The organism is Antrihabitans auranticaus, from assembly GCF_016481275.1.
Taxonomy (GTDB): Bacteria; Actinomycetota; Actinomycetes; order Mycobacteriales; family Mycobacteriaceae; genus Antrihabitans.
On sequence record NZ_JAEMNW010000012.1, the window covers coordinates 94,236 to 108,535 of the forward strand.

The 14,300-nt window shown below is 64.5% G+C and carries 16 protein-coding genes; 5 read left to right on the forward strand and 11 right to left on the reverse strand.

What is annotated here, in order from left to right:
* Positions 1 to 109 precede the first annotated feature (109 nt).
* The 4 genes from JGU72_RS28895 to JGU72_RS28910 all read left to right on the forward strand — a co-directional run bounded on the left by JGU72_RS28895 (position 110) and on the right by JGU72_RS28910 (position 5,324).
* The gene (locus JGU72_RS28895) at positions 110 to 712 is read left to right on the forward strand and encodes a methyltransferase domain-containing protein (protein ID WP_199687745.1); all 603 of its coding nucleotides are present in this window, start codon (positions 110 to 112) and stop codon (positions 710 to 712) included.
* Positions 713 to 783: 71 nt separating this feature from the next.
* The gene (locus JGU72_RS28900) at positions 784 to 2,613 is read left to right on the forward strand and encodes a DUF4012 domain-containing protein (protein ID WP_199687746.1); all 1,830 of its coding nucleotides are present in this window, start codon (positions 784 to 786) and stop codon (positions 2,611 to 2,613) included.
* Between the two features lie 88 nt (positions 2,614 to 2,701).
* Complete coding sequence (locus tag JGU72_RS28905; RefSeq protein ID WP_199687747.1) at positions 2,702 to 3,214, forward strand: WKL family lipoprotein; 513 nt, start codon at positions 2,702 to 2,704, stop codon at positions 3,212 to 3,214.
* A 1-nt stretch (position 3,215) separates the two neighbouring features.
* A complete protein-coding gene (locus JGU72_RS28910) occupies positions 3,216 to 5,324 on the forward strand; it encodes an acyltransferase family protein (RefSeq protein WP_199687748.1) in 2,109 nt (702 codons plus the stop codon).
* 21 nt (positions 5,325 to 5,345) lie between these two features.
* Here JGU72_RS28910 and JGU72_RS28915 read toward each other — a convergent pair whose 3' ends face one another.
* From JGU72_RS28915 to JGU72_RS28955, 9 genes are all read right to left on the reverse strand, one after another.
* Entirely contained in the window at positions 5,346 to 6,026 is a 681-nt protein-coding gene (locus JGU72_RS28915) for a hypothetical protein (RefSeq protein WP_199687749.1), read from the reverse strand.
* A 124-nt stretch (positions 6,027 to 6,150) separates the two neighbouring features.
* Positions 6,151 to 6,879: a hypothetical protein gene (locus JGU72_RS28920; protein ID WP_199687750.1), complete on the reverse strand. Its 729-nt coding sequence runs from the start codon at positions 6,877 to 6,879 to the stop codon at positions 6,151 to 6,153.
* Positions 6,880 to 6,954: 75 nt separating this feature from the next.
* On the reverse strand, positions 6,955 to 7,515 hold the full coding sequence (locus tag JGU72_RS28925) for an Asp23/Gls24 family envelope stress response protein (protein WP_199687751.1): 561 nt from the start codon (positions 7,513 to 7,515) through the stop codon (positions 6,955 to 6,957).
* Positions 7,512 to 8,054: a DUF6286 domain-containing protein gene (locus JGU72_RS28930; protein WP_199687752.1), complete on the reverse strand. Its 543-nt coding sequence runs from the start codon at positions 8,052 to 8,054 to the stop codon at positions 7,512 to 7,514. The genes JGU72_RS28925 and JGU72_RS28930 overlap by 4 nt, the downstream gene beginning before the upstream one ends.
* Positions 8,051 to 8,488, reverse strand: a complete 438-nt coding sequence (locus JGU72_RS28935) for an Asp23/Gls24 family envelope stress response protein (protein ID WP_199687753.1) — start codon at positions 8,486 to 8,488, stop codon at positions 8,051 to 8,053. Before JGU72_RS28935 ends, JGU72_RS28930 begins: the two co-directional genes overlap by 4 nt.
* Positions 8,481 to 8,660, reverse strand: coding sequence for a DUF2273 domain-containing protein (locus JGU72_RS28940; protein ID WP_199687754.1), 180 nt, complete (start codon positions 8,658 to 8,660; stop codon positions 8,481 to 8,483). Before JGU72_RS28940 ends, JGU72_RS28935 begins: the two co-directional genes overlap by 8 nt.
* A 10-nt stretch (positions 8,661 to 8,670) precedes the next feature.
* Positions 8,671 to 8,997, reverse strand: a complete 327-nt coding sequence (locus tag JGU72_RS28945; protein ID WP_199687755.1) for a hypothetical protein — start codon at positions 8,995 to 8,997, stop codon at positions 8,671 to 8,673.
* A complete protein-coding gene (locus JGU72_RS28950; RefSeq protein WP_199687756.1) occupies positions 8,994 to 9,428 on the reverse strand; it encodes an Asp23/Gls24 family envelope stress response protein in 435 nt (144 codons plus the stop codon). Before JGU72_RS28950 ends, JGU72_RS28945 begins: the two co-directional genes overlap by 4 nt.
* Before the next feature lie 39 nt (positions 9,429 to 9,467).
* On the reverse strand, positions 9,468 to 10,547 hold the full coding sequence (locus tag JGU72_RS28955; RefSeq protein WP_233533193.1) for a nitric oxide synthase oxygenase: 1,080 nt from the start codon (positions 10,545 to 10,547) through the stop codon (positions 9,468 to 9,470).
* 299 nt (positions 10,548 to 10,846) lie between these two features.
* Here JGU72_RS28955 and JGU72_RS28960 point away from each other — a divergent pair, with 299 nt between their 5' ends.
* Positions 10,847 to 12,010, forward strand: coding sequence for a globin domain-containing protein (locus tag JGU72_RS28960; protein WP_199687758.1), 1,164 nt, complete (start codon positions 10,847 to 10,849; stop codon positions 12,008 to 12,010).
* Positions 12,011 to 12,012: 2 nt separating this feature from the next.
* On the opposite strand, the gene JGU72_RS28965 is transcribed toward JGU72_RS28960, so the two are convergent.
* Both JGU72_RS28965 and JGU72_RS28970 read right to left on the reverse strand, forming a co-directional pair.
* Positions 12,013 to 12,747 (reverse strand): FAD-binding oxidoreductase, encoded by a 735-nt coding sequence (locus JGU72_RS28965; protein WP_307828650.1) that lies wholly within the window; start codon positions 12,745 to 12,747, stop codon positions 12,013 to 12,015.
* A gap of 21 nt (positions 12,748 to 12,768) precedes the next feature.
* Positions 12,769 to 13,929, reverse strand: coding sequence for a globin domain-containing protein (locus JGU72_RS28970; RefSeq protein WP_199687759.1), 1,161 nt, complete (start codon positions 13,927 to 13,929; stop codon positions 12,769 to 12,771).
* Positions 13,930 to 14,300: the final 371 nt, after the last annotated feature.

Here is a 14,300-nt window from a genome sequence, read left to right on the forward strand (position 1 = left end):
GCGCCGGTTTGTGACTGCGCTCACCCAGTTGCCCGAGGCTGCCGGCGTGACTCTTGCTCAAACGCGGCCCGTGCCGCAAAGTTGACGCTTCTCGGAAGGGCGCGCCTGGATGCAACTCGTAGTGAACGCGAAGTCGGTGATCCGGCGCGGCGTCGTCTATTACAGCATCAGAAACAGGCGTGCGAAGGCCGCCGCTATCTCGGCTTGGCTGGATTCGCTGGGGTGCAAAACGATCCTGCTCATCGGGGCGATGGGCGAGGCCCATATCGAGCCTAACGGCGACATCGTGGAGAACGCGGTCGCCAACGGGCGCGAGGTCCGGCTGGCGCTGAACATCGACCGCGTCGCAACCCCGCACCCGTTCGTCGTCGCCGACGGCCGCCATTTGCCGTTGCAGGCGAACGTCGTCGACTTCGCTCTCGCGAACGCGATCATCGAGCACGTCGGCGGTGAAGCCGATCAACGGCGGTTCGTCGCCGAACAGACACGGGTCGCGCGAAACTGGGTGATCACGACCCCGAACAAGTGGTTCCCGGTGGAATCGCACACCTCGGTCGTCTTCGCCCACTGGCTGCCGAGTTGGCGACGCGACCGCATCGAATTCACCCGATTGCTGTCGCTACGGGAGTTCAAGTCCCTGCTGCCCGCGGGCGCGAAGGTGACCGGCCACTGGTGGACACCGACCTTTACCGCCTACTACGCCAAGGAGTAGCGGCGTTTCCCGGTGTTACGGTACTGCGGTCGCGTGAGGTCTCGTCGGGGAGCAGTAAGGAGCATCGAGCCTTGGAAGGTCGATCCGAGGAATCGCGGCGTGCCGGAAGACGGCTGTCGCCACGTCGATTGTGGTCGAAAGTTCGTGCGCGGCCGCGACTTGCAACAGCAGTGGGCGTTGTCGCGCTGTTCGTGCTGACGCTGTGCGTCTGGCTCGGTTACTCGCTACTGGGCGCGCGCTCGGCGATCGACGACGCGAGCGAGCATGCGGAGAACGCAAAGTCGGCGCTGTTGCGGGGCGACACGGCAATCGCGAGACAGGAAGCGAGCGATGCCCAGGACAGCGTTGCGGACGCGCGTGCCAAGGTCGGTTCTGCGCCTCTTTCGTGGCTCGGTGCGATTCCAGGGGTCGGCAGTCCGGTCGTCACCGTCGAGGAGATGAGCGACGTCGCGTACCGGTTGCTCGACGAAGTTCTGGTGCCGCTCGTCGACAGCCCGGCCTCGACAGTCCTGTCGAGCACCGGCGGAGAACGGCGGGTCGACCTTGCGGCACTTCGAGATTCGATTCCGGCACTGAACGATGCCGTGGCGCCGGCGGCCAGCGTGGCGCAGGCGGCAGACGAGGTTCCACGGTCGAGCTGGTTCGGCAGAGTCAACAATGCGCGCGATTCCCTGGTTCGCCAAACAGCCGATCTTGCAGAGCAATTGGGGAATGTGAGCCGCGCGGCACCGGTGCTGCCGCAGATGCTCGGCGCAGACGGACCACGCAACTACCTGATGGTCTTCCAGACGAATGCCGAAGCCCGCGGGACGGGAGGCATTCTCGGCGGGACCGCGATCCTGCACGTCGAGAACGGCGCGATCAAGGTAGAGAAGCCCGCGAGCAACCTCGAACTACAGCTGCACTACAACCCCATCGACCTCGGCCCTGAATTTCAGAAGATGTACGGGCAGTGGGACGCGACCGCGAACTGGCAGAACGCGAACTTCAGCCCGCATTTCCCGTACGCGGCTGCGATCTGGCGGTCGATCTGGGCGCAGCACACCGGGCTCACGGTCGACGGCGTGATCGCGACCGATCCGGTTGCGCTCAGCTATCTGTTGTTCGGCGCGGGGCCGGTCACCCTGCCGAACGGTGAGGTGATCGATTCGTCGAACGTCGTTCCGATCACGCAGAACGAGGCCTACTTCAAATTCCGCGCGGAGTCGGAGCAACCCGCGCGCAAGGAGTATCTGCAGGAAATCTCCAAGGCTGTGATCGACGCGGTCAACAGCCCGTCCGACTCGATGAAGACGATCGTCGCCGGACTCGGCGTGGCCATCGACGAAGGTCGTCTTGCTGTGTGGAGCGCGCACCCCGAAGAGCAGCAGGCCCTGGAATCGCTGCCCATCGCCCATCTCGTGCCGACCGACCCTGCGCCGTACGCGAACGTCATCGTCAACAACGGCGCGGGTGGGAAGCTCGACTACTACCTGCAGCGGGCGATCGGTTACTGGGCGGGTCCGTGTGCCGGTCCGACACGCGACTCGGCGGTGTCGGTCGTGCTGACGAACACCGCGCCGCCCGGTCTGGACTATCCGTCCTATCTGGTCGGCAGGCGGACAGCGGAAACGCAATACGAAGGCCCACCGGGGACGAACCGATCGATCGTGTCCCTCTTCGCAACTGAGGGCGCAACGCTGAAAAAGGTCACCATCAACGGGATTCAGTTGCCGTTCGCGCTGACCACCACCGAACGCGGGCACCCTGTGTACACGGTGCCCGTCGTTATCGAGCCGGAGAAATCGGCGACGGTGATCTGGGAGATGACCGAGCCGACTGCTCCCGGTACGCCGCAGCTTCCGGTCCAGCCGCTGGTCCTGCCCGCAGCGGTCGCGCTGGAGGTTCCTACGTGTTCATAACAGACCGGATCGGATGTATCGTGTCGTCCGGGTTCGCCGGTTGCAGGTGCTCTTCGCTCGACTCGATCATCGATAAGGGGCGGTTGTTGTGAAATCTCGCTTGATCAGAAGTCTCGCGGTCACAGGTTTGGCGGCCGTCGCCGTTTCGCTTGCCGGCTGCAGCGCCAAGACCGACGAGGCCGAGGCACCGAGCCCGGGCGCTACCGTTGCCGCCGACCAGCCGGCGCCGCCGCTGCCCTCGCCGGAAGAGTTGAACGCGAAGCTGCAGCGTGCGCTCGACCCGAGCGTTTCACTGGACGAGAAGGTCCAGTGGGTGCAGGGCGGCGAAGCCGATCCGGAACTGTTCGACCGAATCGCCGGCGTCTACAAGCAAGAGGGCGCGACGATCGTCGTCACGAATGTGACCGAATCCGGCCCCGGCCGGATGAATGCCAGCGCCGATTTCCTCCTGTGGGGCGAAGTGCACCCGCAGATCGTGCCATTCGTCGCCGAGAGCGGTGAGTGGAAAGTCGAGAAGAACTACGCGTGCGGCGTAGTTCAGTTCGCGCAGCTTTCCTCGCCCGCGTGCACGGGCGACTCGGCACAGCTGCAGCCGCGCTGACTTGACCGAGACGACCACGCGCCAATCACTGCGGCCCGACATTCAGGGCCTGCGCATGGTCGCTGTCGTCTTGGTCATCTGTGCGCATCTGTTCGACGCTCCCCGGGGCGGCTTCGTCGGGGTTGACGTCTTCTTCGTGATTTCCGGGTTTCTGATCACCGGCGCCTTGTTGCATCGCGCACACAGCGGTCAACCGCTGTTCTGGTGGTTCTATCGGCGCAGGATTCGCCGGATCGTGCCGGCGGCGACGCTCGTTCTCGCCGTCACCTGTATTGCGGCGTATCCGATCCTCGCGGCCGGTGCTTACGACTCGTTGCTGACCGACTCGCTGTGGGCTTTCTTCTTCGCGTCGAATTGGCGGTTCGCGAGCGTCGGCACCGATTACTTCAGCGCGACGCAAGCGCCCAGCGCGGTCCAGCACTACTGGTCGCTTTCCGTCGAAGAGCAGTTCTACCTGGTCTGGCCTGCGGTGTTGCTCCTGATCGGGCTTGTCGCGGTCCGCGGCGCCTGGTCGTTGCGCGTGCGTTTGATCGCTTCGAGTGCGTGTATGGCCGCGATCGTTGTGGCATCGTTCGGATACGCCACGATCATCGGCCGCTCGGATCCCGTCACGGCATACTTCTCGACCTTCGCACGGGTTTGGGAACTCGGCGTCGGCGCTCTTGTCGCAATTGCAGCTACGAAGCTCGGTCGCATCCCGGACCGGTTCGCGGGCGTCACGGCGTGGTCCGGCCTGGTTCTCATTGCCGTCGGCGTCGCCGTCTGTGCGACGGACAGTGCGGACTTCCGGCCGTGGACGCTCGCCGTTCCGGTCACTGGTGCCGCGCTGGTTCTGATCGGCGGAATGAATCGCACGCCGCAGTTCTTCTTCCCGCTGACAAATCGGGTGAGCGTGTATCTGGGCGACATGTCGTATTCGCTCTATCTCTGGCATTTTCCGGTGCTGACGCTGCTCGCCTACTTGATCGACCCGGGCGCGGTATTCGATATCGCCGCCCTGCTGCTGATCTTCGGACTGTCGGTGGCGTCCTATCACCTCGTCGAAAATCCGATCCGCTATTCGTCGTGGCTCGAACCCGGTAAACGGGCGCTGCCGAAGCTCCATTTTTCGAAGGTCGTCCGCGTTGCCGCGGTTGCGTCGGCCGTGCTGATCGTGTGTGCGGTGTCCTTGGTCGCGGTCGAACGGAAGTCGGGTCCGCCACAGCTCGCCAACGCTGCCGCGCCGATCGTCGACCTCGAATTCACGACGGACGGACCGGAATCGCAGTCTCTCGCCGACCGCATCAGCGCCGCACTGACCGCGACGGCATGGCCGGAGCTGGACCCGACGATGGACGAGGCGATCGCGGGTCCGCAGGCGCCGCCCGACATTTCGTACTGCAGCGAAATGCCGTCCCCACCTGCGGCGGAGTGCACCTGGGGTGCGGATTCCGCTCCGCAGAAAGTGATGATCGTCGGGGATTCGGTCGCGGTCACCTACGTCGAGGTGCTCCGCAGAATCGCCGAGGACAGCGCCGGGCAATGGCAGGTCCGCAGCCGGGCTGCGTTCGGCTGCATTTTTGTCACGCAGACGATCGCCGGACCGAATGCCGGGATGGGTGCCGCGTGCCCAGAGCACAAACGCGACGTCATCGCCGAGATCAAGAAGGTTCGGCCCGATATTCTCGTCATCACCAACTCCTACCGGCAGGCGTGGAATGTCGACGCGAATCGACTGCTGACCGGTCCGGACTGGGCTGCGGGGATGCAGACTCTGCTCGACCAATTTGCCGACAGCGTCGGCAAGATCGTCTTCGTGACGCCGCCGCCGCTGTCGATCGATGTCATGAAGTGCTACAGCAAACTCGCGTCACCGGCCACGTGCATCGGAACGATCGACCCGCACTGGGTGGAAATGGCACTCGCGGAGCGTCGCCTCGCCAGTGCGATCGGCGCGGACTTCGTCGACTCGCGACCGTGGTTCTGTTCCGAAGCAGGCCAGTGCCCATCCTTCGTCGGCACGACACCGGTCAAACGCGATCAGGTCCATATGACGCCCGAGTACGCGGACCTCATCACGCCCGCAGTCCGTGAACGACTCGAAAAAGAAGGGCTACTCGAGTCCGAGTAGCCCTTCGGGGTGCTGATGTGATTACGGCGTCGGTATGACCGGAATCGGTGTGTTGTTCCGCAGACCGTTGTTCGGGTTGTTGTAGAACTTCGAGGTCCAGGGTGCGCCGATCAGAGTCTCGTAGAGATCGTTGAGCGCGAGGGTCAGCGGCTCGCCACCTGCGATCGCTGCACCGGTGACCGCGCCGGCAGCCGCGCCGCCCGCGCCGAGCGGAATGCAACCGATACCCGCGAGCGGCAGCCCGATGATGCATCCCGCGACCAGCCCGACGACGCCACCGATTGCTGCACCGATACCGACCTCAGGGGTGTACAGCAGCGCATCGAAGGCGCGCTGTGCATCGTCGTTCTCTTCGATCGTCGCAACGTCGTGGCGCAAGGCCGGATCCGCGATCGGTGTGAGGACGAGCTTGGTGCTGTTGTCGAGGATCTGCTGTGCGACCGGAACGGTCCGATCGGGCAGCGCGACCGTCAGCGGGACAGTGCCGAGGTTGTTGCCGAGGATGTCCTCGATCGTCACGGCGCGGTAGTCCGACGTGAGCTCGAAGTGTCCACCCTGCAGGACCGTGATCACGGAACCGTCAAGCACCGTCGTAGTGAACTGAACGGGCTCGGGAGCCGGTGCACCCTGTGCGGTCCCAGCGGCAACGCCCATGCAGGCGATGACCAACGCTGTCGTGGGAACGAATGTGCGAAAGTTCATTGTCAGTGGTATCCAGCTTCGTGAGGGAAACGTTTTTCCTGTCCGTAGACAAGTATCGGACGACTGTTACATCGCTCGTGTCAGCTACAAAGGTACATTGCGTGCAACGAAAACTGTGCGCTCACTACGGCGCCGGCACGACCGGAATCGGGTTGTTGACGCGCAGGCCGTTGTTCGGGTTGTTGTAGAACTTGGTCGTCCACGGGGCAGCGGTAAACGTCGTGAACAGGTCGTTGATGGTCGGAGCGGTAGCCGCGCCGCCACCGACCGCGGCACCCGCAACCACGCCCGCAATCGTTCCGGCGACAGCACCGGCAACGCCCAGGATCGGGCAGCCGATTCCGGCGAAGACGATCCCGAGCGCGCAACCGCCGACCGCACCGCCGACGCCGAGCAGCAGACCGCCGAGAATCGCACCGGCCAGGCCGCCGATTCCAGCTTGCGGCGACGTCAACTGCGCGAGAAAGGCCTGCACCGACGCCGTGTTCTCTTCGTTCGTAGCCGTGTCGTGCCGAAGCGAGGCCAGCTCGGGAGCGGTGACTGGCGTGAGCACCAGCTTGGTGTTCTCGTCGAGAATCTGCTGGGCGACCGGGTGGGTCGTGCCTTCGAGCGACGTCACCGACAGCGGGAGGACGACGAGCGTCGCACCCGAACCGTCCTCGAGGGCTACACCCTGGTGATCAGCGGTGAGTTCGAACGATCCGCCCGTGAGCGTGGTGACAACCGAGCCGTTGACGATCGTCGACTCGTAGCTCACGGGCCCGTACGTCGGTGCGCCGTGCGCGGTTCCCGCTGCTACTCCCATAGCGCCGATGACCAGCGCTGTTGTCCCGACCATTGTACGAAGATTCATTGTCAGTGGTTCCCGGATTCGTGAGAGGGACATTTGCTGTCCGCAGACAATATCCGGCAATTGTTACGCGAATTGTTACGTCTGCCGGGTCGGCAAATACCTGACGAACAATTGGACTGTGATATTCGCCCCATTCAGGCCGATTTCGAGGTCGGCCAAACTGTCCGCCACAAGCCTGCGCAAGTGCTCCAACGTCACTTCCGGCTCGGCGACGACGGTCAGCCGCAGGGTCCGCTGCCTGCGGTCGAGCACTGTCGTGGCGGAGGCGGCGAACACGGCCTGATGTCGTTGCAACATCGCCGCCGCAGCGGCTCCGACCTGTCCGACGTGCGCAGTTATCGTGCCGAACGTATCGGTGCCGTCGAGTTCGACCGCGCCGACCCGGTTGGGCCGCAGGTTCGCCACGACCAACCAGGCACCGAGCAGCAAACATGCGATCGCCACCGCACCGATCGCCAAACCCCACCAGTTCTGTTGCGGCGCGAGTGCATACCAGCGCCGGTCGGCGTGCGCCATGATTTCGCGCGCGAATTGCACTTCGAACCGCCACAGGATTGCCAATACGCCCGCAGCAATGAGCAGAATCGCGACGATGAATACGACTATGCGGTCGACGCGAATTGTCTGGTCTTTCATCGGGAATTAGCGCTGTCGACTCTGACGGTGACCCGTGGCGGCTGCGCCAATTCACGCAGAGCGTGTTCGACGGCGTCGACGACGCGACTGTTGACGGCCCTGGAGTCGCGGCCGTCGGTGACGACCCGGACATGGGCGCGCCGTCCGCCGACCGTGGTTTGCGCCTTGCGGACACCGTCTACGTGCAGTGCAGCCCATGTGGACATTCGTGCGATATCGGTGGTCCGCAACCACAGCACGGGCGAACCGCTCGTCGGGAGATGGGTCGGCCGCCGCCTTTTGCCGGCCGCGACCAGGAGTGCCACGCCGATGACAATCGCTCCCGCCGCGGCGGGAAGCATCCAGCCCTGCCAGGTCAGCCGGCTCAGCCACTCGGAGGAGTTGCGGAGGAAGCGCGGCCCGGGCATTGCATCGTGCTCGATGAGGAAGTCGCGTACGCCGACGACGCCTGCCGCGATGAGCAGAATCCCGATGCCGACGGCGACGCGCGCCGCGGCGGGCCGCGCGACTGGGATCGGTCTGTCGACGGGTCCGGTCATCGAGCGTCTGCCTCGGTCCGGTTGGGCTTGGTGTCGCCGATTTCCGCGGTGCTCTCCGCGTCGACGTCGACGACGACCTCAGCGACAGAGACGTCCACTCGCGATGGCTGCCGACCGGTGAACCGGTCGAGATCTGCCACTACCCGCATCCGCACGTGCTGGCAGACGGTGGCGATCGGGCTGGGCCAGGCGACCGCGACGTCGACCCGGATGTTCGGGTGGAACGGTGTCATGTCGACGACCGCACGTGGCAATCCGCGGCCCAGTCGGGCGTCGCGGCGGATCACACCCGGAACTTCGAGCGCGGCGAGTTCGACAATTCGGCTCGCCGCCCTGTTGCGGATCGTGAGCGAGCCACGGTTGCCGGGATCGTCGAGCACGGGCTCGGCTACCAACTCCGGGACGACCACCTCCGGGAAGCGGGGATCAGCCACGTCCCCTGCCTCGCAGCAGGGCGCCGAGGTCGATGGTGCCGTCTCGATGCGCGCCGACGGCAAGGCCGACACAACCGAGGACGAGAGCAAACAAGAACCCGCCGAACCCGCCGACGATGCCGGCGAGGGCGAGCAGAATTCCGGCGAAAAGGCCGAGTGTCGCGCTGTTCATGCGGGGTCGCTCACTCCTGTTCGGTGACTGTCTCGTCGATTGCTGCTGCTGCTTTGGAGACAGCATCTTCGACGACGACATCTTCGACCGTGACGACAATCGGCACGCCCGCAATCTTTTCCGCTACCGCGCGGACCTCTTCGGCAACCGTCCAGATGTTGCGTCGCAGGTCCGTGACCACGTGCACTTCGCCGCCTGCCGCACCGACGAGGACACCCGAAATCCGTTCACCCGGCAGATAGGTCGCGACCTCGCCGTACAACCCACCGTGCAGCCCCGTGACGCCGTCGACATCCAGTGCCGCGGCGGCAATCCGGTGTGCGAGCGTCTCGGTCATTGCACTCGTGGCTTGGTTGCGTCGGTCAGGATCTCACCGTCTTCCTCGCCCTCGAAATACACGTCGTGAACGGTGATGTTCACTTCGGTCACCTCGAGGCCGGTCATGCGCTCGACGGCGGCGACCACGTTGCGCCGGATCGCTGCCGCGAGTTCGTGCAGCGCGGTTCCGTAGTAGGCGACGATGCCGATGTCGACGGCGGTCTGCCGCTCGCCGACCTCGACGGATACGCCCTGCGAAAGGTTGGCTCTGGCACTGGGAATGGACTCTCGCAGCCTGCCGACCACCCGTCCGGCGCTACCGCCGACGTCGCGCACTCCGCTGATCTCCCGCGTCGCGATTCCGACGATTTTCGCCACGACCATGTCCGCAATCACTGTGCGGCCCAGGGGATTGGGCGTGGTCACGGGCAGCCCTTCACGATCGGTCATCGGCACCCTGCTCCTAGGTTTTGGAGATCTTCCTCTCCATCACATCACAGGACAGCCGCTGCCTGACTTGACGCGCGTGACGAAGTTGGGACGAATGTCCATGTCAGGAGCGTCGTAGTAACGGTGAAAAGTCGGCGTCAGGCCCGACGACATGGGCGGATTGACCCACGACCAGTCGGTCGGGCACTCGCGACCGGCTTTCGATTCGCGATCGATGTGATCGATGAACTGCTTTGCCACCGTGTGATGATCGACCATGTACACGCCCGCAACCCGGTAGCTGTGGATGACGGCCCGGGTCAGTTCGACGAGTGCGCGGTCGCGCCACAGGGTCCGGTCGGTACTCGTATCGAGTTTCAGTCGCGCCGCGATCGCGGGCAGCATGTTGTAGCGGTTCTCGTCGCTGAAGTTTCGCGCCCCGACCTCCGTGCTCACGTACCAACCGCTGAATGGCGCGAGCGGATAGACCAGACCGCCGACGTCCAGGTCCATGTTCGAAACGGCGGGAACCGCATGCCATTTCAGCTCGAATTCGGCGAACCACTCGTACTCGGGATGCACGATCGGAACTTCGAGCACGAGGTCGGCGGGGACGTCGAACCACCGCAGCGGTTCCTCGGGCGTCGAGATGAGGATCGGCAGGACGTCGAACCGCGTCCCCGCGCCGCGCCAGCCCATCCGCGTGACCAGTTCGGTGATCTCCACATGCGCGGGATCGCCCGTGATCGAGCCGTCCGCGTTGCGGTAGCCCGCGTACCTGATCAACTGCGGGCTGACGATCCGGTACTCACGGCCGTCGCGCAGTGGCCGGGGGCCGACGGTGATCACCGATTGCAGGGCACCGCCGTTCGTCGCGAGCCGCAGATGTTCCCAGCATGCTTCGGCCAACGCCTCGGGTGTGACCGCGTCCCGCGCGTCGATGAGTTTCAGCGTCCGCCAGTGCTTGCGACCGACGCAACGGGCATGGTTTCGCCAGGCAAGCTTTGCGCCGACCAGAATCTCTTCGGCGGTCTGCTCGTAACGGCCTGTGGCAGTGAAGGTTTCGAGAACTTGCTGACGGCGGCTGTCGGGCAGGTGGGCGAGTTCGGGCTGCCGGTAGAAGTCGACGCATTCGCGCAATCTGCGGTTGCTTTCTGCGGCTACGCAATCGAATCCCGGTTCATCGACGGCGGCCGACTGCGCCCATTCCGCCCGGTTCGTGAACACGGTTTGCTGCTCCATTCCGACTCGCGATTGCCCGCTGTTTGCCCAGTGTCGGTCCGGGCAAAGAGTCGCACGAGCATACGCACATGGAGCGTTTCGAAGCTAGAGGAAGTCGCATACACTATCGCCCGAACCGATCGGCACAGGCCGGGGTGCAACGCGGCACACGAGCCACACTGCCGCGTATCTGAAGTGCGGAACGGGGTTTTGGCGTAATGGATTCGAGGACGATCTCGCTTGTGCGGACGACCTTCAAGGCTGTCGCTGCAGAGGACGACGGTCCGGAGCGGCTGACCCGTTCGTTCTACGCGATCCTCTTCGCCGAGTACCCCGGTGTGCGCGACTTCTTCCCTGCCGCAATGGACCACCAGCGCGACCGCTTGGTGAAGGCTTTGGCGTACTGCGTCGATCGCCTGGAAGACACCGAAAACCTGCTGCCCTTCCTCGCTCAGCTCGGGCGCGATCACCGCAAATACGGCACGGTCGACGCGCACTACGTCGCAGTCGGCAACTCGCTGGTGAAAGCCCTGCGCACGTTCACCGGAAACGAGATCTGGACCGAGGAGGTCGACCGGGCCTGGAATCAGGTCCTCGGCGTCATCGCGTCGACGATGATCGGCGCCGCAAACGCCGAATCCAACCCGCCGGTGTGGGGCGGCACCGTCATCGGGCACAAGGAAATTCTGCGCAACCTGGCCGTGATCCGGCTCCAACTCAGCCAGCCGATGGAGTACGAGGCCGGTCAGTACGTCAGCGTGCAGGTGCCGTCCAGGCCGCGCATGTGGCGGTACCTGTCGCCTGCGAATCCGGCTAACGCGAACGGCGAGATCGAGTTCCACGTCCGCGGCGTGTCCGGCGGCTGGGTCAGCCCGTCGCTCGTCGGCCACACACGGGTCGGGGATCAGTGGCTGCTCGGGTCGCCGCTCGGCTCGCTCGGCGTGGCCGGTAGCGAGGGCCGCGACATGCTCATGATCGGTTGCGGCACGGGTATCGCACCGCTGCGCGCTCAGGTGATGGCGATGGCGCAACGGCGTTTGAATCCGCGCGTCCATGTGTTCGTCGGCGGGCATCACCCGTGCGATCTCTACGACCTCGAAACGATGTGGCAGCTGTCGCTGACCAATCCGTGGCTGACGGTGACGCCTGTCAGCGAGCACGAGGAGAACCCGTGGTGGTACGGCGGCGGATCGGGCTATGCGCCGGCGGGATTCCATGAACGGCTCACCGGGCAGATCGGGAAGGTCGTCGCGAGCATGGGTTCGTGGTCCGAACGGGACATCCAAATCTGCGGTTCGCCCGCGATGATCCAGACGACCAAGTTCCGCTTGATGGCAGGCGGCACGCCGACGAAGAATATTCGGCACGATCCGCTCTACTGACCTCAGATCGGGTCGTAGCGGATGTTCTCCATCGGCGTCCCGCCGGCGGTCAGCTGCTCGATCGTTGCGCGTGTCATCCCCGGCGAGCCGCATACGAATATCTGGTGTGCTGTGAATTTGCCATGCGCGCTCACCACGTCGCCGAGTCTTCCGGCAAGCAGGTCGTCGAGTCCGTAGCCCACGTCGACCTTGGTACGTTCGTACCACTCATCGGTCCAGTCCGGGTCGACGAGGTGCTCGACGACGGGAACGACTGTAAGCCAAGGCAATTCGGCGTCGAGTAGAAACAGCATGTCGGATGCGTACAGGTCACGAGGGGTGCGGGCGCCGAAGAAGAGATAGGTCCGGGGTGGCTCCGCCTTGCGTGCGGCGTCGAGAATCAGTGAGCGAAAAGGGGCCAGACCGGTGCCGCCCGCAATCATCACGACATCGCGGCCGGAGTCGTCGATCCGCATCTGTCCGGCCGGTTCGGTGAACTCCCAGACGTCGCCCGGCTTGGTTTCCGCGACGATCGATCCGCTCATCCACCCCGCGGGGACGGCCTTCACGTGAAATTCGAGCTTGCCGTCGAGAGACGGTGGCAGCGCAGGGGAGAGTCGGCGCACCACGAGCGGGTGCTGCGGGGTCGACACCGCGACCGACTGCCCGGATACGAACGGAATGACGTCGCCGATCAGCCGGACTACTGCTACATCCCGACGCAGGCGATGATGCTCGACGACCGTTGCATGCCACACGCGCCCAAGTATGCACAAGGGTCAGACGGGGTCGTGCGCGATCCGGCTCGCCGGGGTGCCGCCGAGAATCAGCGCCTGCCTGATCGAGCGAATCATCGTCGGTGACCCCGCGATCTGCACCTGCCGGTCCGCCCACGAACCGAAACTGGAAACGATGGACCCGATCGGACCGCACAAGCGTTGATGCATTCCCTCGGGCATCTCGGCCGGCGGTTCCGGACTCCACCACGGGTTCGTGTCCAGTTCGCTCACCGGCACGATCGTCAGCCACGGGTTCGTCATCCCCAACTGCCACAGCGTGAACATGTCGTACAGATCGCACGGGTACCGGCCACCGACGAAAAGATGAACACGCGGGTTGGTGCCGCGCATGGCCATTTCCATGATCTGCGCGCGCAGTGGCGCAAGACCGGTTCCCGTACCGATCATCAGGACGTCGTCGCCGCCGTGCATGTCCACACGCAGTCCGCCAAGCGGTGCGCCGAGCGACCACCGGTCGCCGACCTGTGTTTCGTTCACCATCGACGGACTCACCCAGCCGCCGGAAATCCGTCGAACATGAAACTCCAACTCCCCACTGGAGTTCCACGGAATCGCGGGCGAGAAGTAGCGCCACATCCGCGGCCGCTGCGGGATCCGGATCGGCAGATACTGACCTGCCTCATAAGGCACCGGAACGTCGCAACGCAACCTGATGACCGCCAGATCGTCGAGCACCCTGCGATGCTCGACCACCGTTGCCGACCACTGTGCGGGCAGATCGTCGGCATCCGCACCCGCGGCCATCGACGTCACGACCGAGTCGATAACCGAGGCCCACGCCGCATCGATCGAGCTCGTCCAGAACAGCGCGCCCGTGTAGCTCTTCAACGCCGAATGCAACGCTTTGCCGGCTGCGCTGTAGTGCGAACTCTCGACGCCGTACTTGCGGTGGTCACGCCCCAACTGCTCGAGAAAGCCGGATACACGTTCCCGGTCGTCGAGAATGTCGATGATGTAGCTGAGCGCAGAGACGAACTTCTCGCGTTGCGCGTCCATACCCGCCGGAAACAGTTGGCGCAGGATCGGATTGTCGCCGAAAAGATAGCCGTAGAACGCATTCGTCAATCGGTCCGTTCCACGGGGCGACTCGGTCACGGTGCGGAAGTTGCTGCGCACGAGCGCGATCGCACGCGGATTCACGAAGTCGGGCTCCTCCGGAAGCGAGGGATTGGTTACCGTCGCACCCTAGCCCCGATCCAGGATCGGGGCCAATATCTGCCCACCGCCCACTTGCCGACGGAAGGATTTCCCCCGGAATCCGGGGGTTTTCCTTCAGAGTTGCTCGCCTCGGCGGCGCTGACCCTCCAGCCGCACCCCGGCTAGGGAGGCGCTGACCCTCCAGTCGCACCCCGGCTAGGGAGTCGCACCCAAGATTGGGCCCGAATTCAGGGCGGATTCAAGCGGTGGTTGCAACAGCGGGTGGATTTGGTGGATTGGACAGTAGCTCGTCGAGGACTTCGGCCGGCTTTTTCCAGCCGAGAGTTTTGCGGGGGCGGTTGTTGAGTTGCGCG

Bases quoted from the DNA above. Each gene is read 5' to 3' on its own strand.
- JGU72_RS28925 (WP_199687751.1), bottom strand. From the start codon at position 7,515: ATGAAAGACCAGACAATTCGCGTCGACCGCATAGTCGTATTCATCGTC.
- JGU72_RS28960 (WP_199687758.1), top strand. From the start codon at position 10,847: ATGGATTCGAGGACGATCTCGCTTGTGCGGACGACCTTCAAGGCTGTC.
- JGU72_RS28950 (WP_199687756.1), bottom strand. From the start codon at position 9,428: ATGACCGATCGTGAAGGGCTGCCCGTGACCACGCCCAATCCCCTGGGC.
- JGU72_RS28915 (WP_199687749.1), bottom strand. From the start codon at position 6,026: ATGAACTTTCGCACATTCGTTCCCACGACAGCGTTGGTCATCGCCTGC.
- JGU72_RS28930 (WP_199687752.1), bottom strand. From the start codon at position 8,054: ATGACCGGACCCGTCGACAGACCGATCCCAGTCGCGCGGCCCGCCGCG.
- JGU72_RS28940 (WP_199687754.1), bottom strand. From the start codon at position 8,660: ATGAACAGCGCGACACTCGGCCTTTTCGCCGGAATTCTGCTCGCCCTC.
- JGU72_RS28895 (WP_199687745.1), top strand. From the start codon at position 110: ATGCAACTCGTAGTGAACGCGAAGTCGGTGATCCGGCGCGGCGTCGTC.
- JGU72_RS28920 (WP_199687750.1), bottom strand. From the start codon at position 6,879: ATGAATCTTCGTACAATGGTCGGGACAACAGCGCTGGTCATCGGCGCT.
- JGU72_RS28945 (WP_199687755.1), bottom strand. From the start codon at position 8,997: ATGACCGAGACGCTCGCACACCGGATTGCCGCCGCGGCACTGGATGTC.